The sequence below is a fragment of the Saccharomonospora iraqiensis subsp. iraqiensis genome (genome assembly GCF_000430445.1).
GTDB lineage: Bacteria > Actinomycetota > Actinomycetes > Mycobacteriales > Pseudonocardiaceae > Saccharomonospora > Saccharomonospora iraqiensis.
Map to the genome: position 1 here is coordinate 24855 of NZ_KE387127.1, position 3845 is coordinate 28699.

Annotated in this window: 5 protein-coding genes and 1 pseudogene; 1 reads left to right on the forward strand and 5 read right to left on the reverse strand. The window is 73.0% G+C overall.

All coding sequences use genetic code 11. From position 1 onward, the window contains the following. The 4 genes from ACTIR_RS0118985 to ACTIR_RS0119000 form a co-directional block, all read right to left on the reverse strand. Positions 1 to 794, reverse strand: a 794-nt coding sequence (locus tag ACTIR_RS0118985) for an SIS domain-containing protein (RefSeq protein WP_052583953.1), incomplete at its 3' end; no start/stop codon positions are given. Beyond that, positions 751 to 993, reverse strand: coding sequence for a Trm112 family protein (locus ACTIR_RS0118990; protein ID WP_026455459.1), 243 nt, complete (start codon positions 991 to 993; stop codon positions 751 to 753). The genes ACTIR_RS0118985 and ACTIR_RS0118990, both read right to left, overlap by 44 nt. 44 nt (positions 994 to 1037) lie before the next feature. Continuing rightward, on the reverse strand, positions 1038 to 2390 hold the full coding sequence (locus ACTIR_RS0118995) for a phosphomannomutase/phosphoglucomutase (RefSeq protein WP_026455460.1): 1353 nt from the start codon (positions 2388 to 2390) through the stop codon (positions 1038 to 1040). Between the two features lie 105 nt (positions 2391 to 2495). Beyond that, complete coding sequence (locus ACTIR_RS0119000) at positions 2496 to 2867, reverse strand: DUF3499 domain-containing protein (RefSeq protein WP_026455461.1); 372 nt, start codon at positions 2865 to 2867, stop codon at positions 2496 to 2498. A gap of 86 nt (positions 2868 to 2953) precedes the next feature. Between ACTIR_RS0119000 and ACTIR_RS0119005 the strand changes: the two genes are divergently transcribed. Next, the gene (locus ACTIR_RS0119005; protein WP_026455462.1) at positions 2954 to 3409 is read left to right on the forward strand and encodes a metallopeptidase family protein; all 456 of its coding nucleotides are present in this window, start codon (positions 2954 to 2956) and stop codon (positions 3407 to 3409) included. Positions 3410 to 3532: 123 nt separating this feature from the next. Here ACTIR_RS0119005 and ACTIR_RS26920 read toward each other — a convergent pair. Beyond that, positions 3533 to 3845: pseudogene (locus ACTIR_RS26920) on the reverse strand (hypothetical protein); the annotation flags it as partial.

Consider the following 3845-nt stretch of genomic DNA (forward strand, 5'->3'; position numbering starts at 1 on the left):
GCCCGGCGGTACCCGGCCGCGTCCGCGACGACCGCCGCGTACGCGGCCAGCGTGTGCGCACCGTGCCGGGCGACCGCCACCGCGGTCTCGTCGAGCCCCCACAGCAGCGGGACGCGGTCGGCCATCCGCAGCGCGAGCGACTTGGCCGGGTTGGCGAACGATTCCTGACCCGGGTGGCACCGTCCGGCCTCGGCGTCCAGCAGATCGGCGAGCGCCGCCACGTCGCCCACCGGGGTCCCGAGGGCGTCGGCGGTGAGCAACCCGGCCGTCAACGCCGTCGCCCACGTCAGGCCGGGTGGGACGGTGACCCGGGGCGGCAACAGCACCGCCCGACCCGCGACGGCCGAGGCGACCGGACCGTCCGGGGGAGCCGAGAGCACCACCGTGGCGCCGAACCGCGCCGCCCGCTCCAACGAGGACGCGAGGTCCGGGTCCTGGGGGTCGTCGGTGTGGGCGACGACCACGTCGAGCGCGCCGACCCAGCCCGGCACCAGGTCCGCGAGCACGACCGGCACCGGGCTCACCGGTGCGATCAGGGCGTGCAGCAGCGACGCCGCGGAGTCCCCGGCGCCGGGACGGCGCAGCAACACCAGACTGCGGGGTCTGCCGCCCTCGAGCCGCCCGGCCAGGTCGACCTCCGCCGCGGTCTCGGCGGTGGCACGCACCTGTGCGCCCGCCGTGGCGACCGCACGCAACAGGCCCTCGACGTCGGCGTCGGACAACCGCTCCGGGTCGTCGAGCAGGGTGTCGTCAAGCACCGTCGGGCTCGTCCTTCGCGCGCTGGTCCCCACCATCGGAGTCGGTGTCCGGGAGATCCGCCTCATCGAGCAGCAACACCGGGATCCCGTCGCGCACCTCGTACACGCGGCCACAGGACGTACAGGTCAGCGCGTCGGCGTCCGGGTCGTCGGGTGTCCCCGGCCGCAACGGCGCGTGGTCGGCGGCGGGACAGGCGAGAACCTCGAGGAGCTGCGCATCAAGCGTGACGGCCATGATTCCTCTCTACCACTCTCGGCGGAACAGGCGGGAGGCGAAGGTCAGTCGCGGAGGAGGGCGAGCACCTCGTCGGTCAACGCGCGCATCGCCGCCTCGTCGGGTGCCTCCACGTTCAACCGCAGCAGCGGCTCCGTGTTGGACGCCCGGAGATTGAACCAGCCCGATTCGCCGAGGTCGACCGTCAGGCCGTCCAACTCGTCGATCGTGCCGCCGCGCCGGGCGAACGCCTCGCGCACCGCGGCCTGCCGGGCGGCCTGGTCGTCGACCGTCGAGTTGATCTCGCCGGAGGCGACGTAGCGGGTGTAGTCCGCCGTCAGCGCGGACAGGGTGCCCTCCTGCTCCCCGAGCGCGGCGAGCACGTGCAGGGCCGCCAGCATGCCGGTGTCGGCCCGCCAGAAGTCCCGGAAGTAGTAGTGCGCCGAGTGCTCGCCGCCGAAGATCGCGTTGGTGCGGGCCATCGTCTCCTTGATGAACGAGTGCCCGACCCGGGTGCGCACGGGCTTGCCCCCGTGCTCGGTGACGATCTCCGGGACCGCCTTGGACGTGATCAGGTTGTGGATGATCGTCCCGCCGGGTTCCTTCGCGAGTTCGCGCGTGGCCACCAGCGCGGTGATCGCGCTCGGCGGGACCGGGTCACCGTTCTCGTCCACCACGAAGCAACGGTCGGCGTCGCCGTCGAAGGCCAGGCCGAGGTCGGCACCGACCTCGCGCACCCTGGCCTGCAGGTCGACGAGGTTGGCCGGGTCGAGCGGGTTGGCCTCGTGGTTCGGGAACGTGCCGTCGAGTTCGAAGTACAGGGGATCGACGGTGACCGGCAGCCCGTCGAGCACCCGGGGCACGGTCAGCCCACCCATGCCGTTGCCCGCGTCGACCACGACGGTCAGCGGGCGGATCGCGGTGAGGTCCACCAACGTGCGCAGGTGGTCGGCGTAGTCGGGGAGGACGTCGCGTTCGGTGACGCCGCCCGTCTGCCCCCCGAACTCGGGCACCCCGTGCTCCACGGTGTCGCGGATCTCCGCCAGGCCCGAGTCCTGCCCCACCGGGGCCGCGCCCGCACGGCAGAGCTTGATCCCGTTGTACCGGGCCGGGTTGTGGCTCGCGGTGAACATCGCCCCGGGCATGTTGAGCGCCCCCGAGGCGAAGTAGAGCTCGTCCGTGCTGGCCAGACCGATCGAGACGACGTCGAGTCCCTGTGCGGTGACCCCCTCGGCGAAGGCGGCGGCCAGGCCCGGCGAGGAGTCGCGCATGTCGTGGCCGACGACGACCGAGGGCGAGTCCGGCTTGATCAGCAGGGCGAAGGCGGCCCCGAAGTCGGTGACCAGTTCCTCGGTGAGGTCCTCACCGACGACCCCACGGATGTCGTAGGCCTTCACGATGGCCGACAGGTCTGTCACGCCTCTCCCCGATCGTCGTCGACGTTGGCTTCCGGCTCACGGTCGCGTTCGACTCTCCGCAAGCCTCGATACCCGCAGGGGAGCCTACCGACACGTCACGGACGGTCAGGCGCGGCCGGGCAGAACCCGGAGGTGCCCCCGGCGGACGCCTCCCCCGGGCTGCGGTTCCTCCGGCTGCGGATCCGAGGCGGGGGCCCGGCGATCGGAGCGGCCCGCCTCCCGGACGGCCTCGGCCAGCGCCGTGAGCTCGTCGCTGGACGGTTCGGGTGCGGAGAACTCACCCTCGTGGCGGACGACCTCCCAGCCCTTCGGCGCGGTGAGACTGAGGGCGTGGGCCTCGCAGAGGTCGTACGAGTGGGGTTCCGAGGCCGTGGCCAGTGGCCCCACCACCGCGGTCGAGTCGCTGTAGGCGTAGGTCAGCGTGGCAACCGCGGGTTCGAGGCAACCCGTCCGCGAACACTTCCGCACGCTCCGCACGGTGTCCCACTGTAGCTGCCACGACGGCTCCCGTACCGCCGACACACCGGAAACGCCCCGACCGTGGGCGCGTACCCTTCCCGGCTATGGCTCGTAGTTCGCGACAGCGGCGGCGCCGGGACCGGCACGGACGCGGGCTGCGCGGACCGCTGTACCCGTCCACCCTCCCCGCGGCGTCGAGCCGTGCCGAGAAGTTCGACGCGCTGGTGCTCGACGCGCTCGAACCGATCGAGGCCCGCTGGCGGCACGACCTGACGGAGCTGGACGTCGCCGTCGACGACGTCCCCGAGGTGGACACCGAGATCCCGTCCCCGGAGGCCGAGGGGGTGCTGCTGGACGGTGCGGTGCCGCTGTCCCGCCTGGTCCCGGCCGGGGTCGACCGGACGGGCCTGCCCACCCGCGCCCGCATCGTGCTCTACCGCCGCCCACTGGAGGCGCGGGCGAAGGACCCGGTCGAGCTCGCGGAACTCGTCCACGACGTGCTCGTCGAACAGGTCGCCAACTACCTCGGCGTCGAACCCGACATCATCGACGGCGGCTGACCACACTCCCGGCGTGTGCCGTGAAGGACCCCTTCCCCGCGTGTGACGCCGTGAAGGCCTCCTTGCCTGCGTGTGACGCCGTGAGGGCCTCCTTGGCTGCGTCCCGTGCAGCGAAGGGGTCCTTCACGGCACCCTGCGCGACGGGACCGCGGTGAACACGGTGAACAGCAGGGCCGTCACCTGGCCGAGGAGGAGCAGGTCGTGCCGGGTCCCGTCGTAGGAGACGGTGACCTCGGACTCCCGCGCCGGCACCGGGACCCCCACCTGACCCGACCACACGGACCGGATCGGGACCTCGTCGCCGTCGACCGTGGCCGACCACCCCGCCTGGTACCGGGACGCCAGCACGAGCAGCCGGCCCGGTGGGCCGTCCGAGACCCGCACCGCGACCTCCGGCGGCTCGGCGTCGACGGGGGCCGACGCGGGGCGGCGCATG

Bases quoted from the DNA above. Each gene is read 5' to 3' on its own strand.
- ACTIR_RS0118990 (WP_026455459.1), bottom strand. From the start codon at position 993: ATGGCCGTCACGCTTGATGCGCAGCTCCTCGAGGTTCTCGCCTGTCCC.
- ACTIR_RS0119005 (WP_026455462.1), top strand. From the start codon at position 2,954: ATGGCTCGTAGTTCGCGACAGCGGCGGCGCCGGGACCGGCACGGACGC.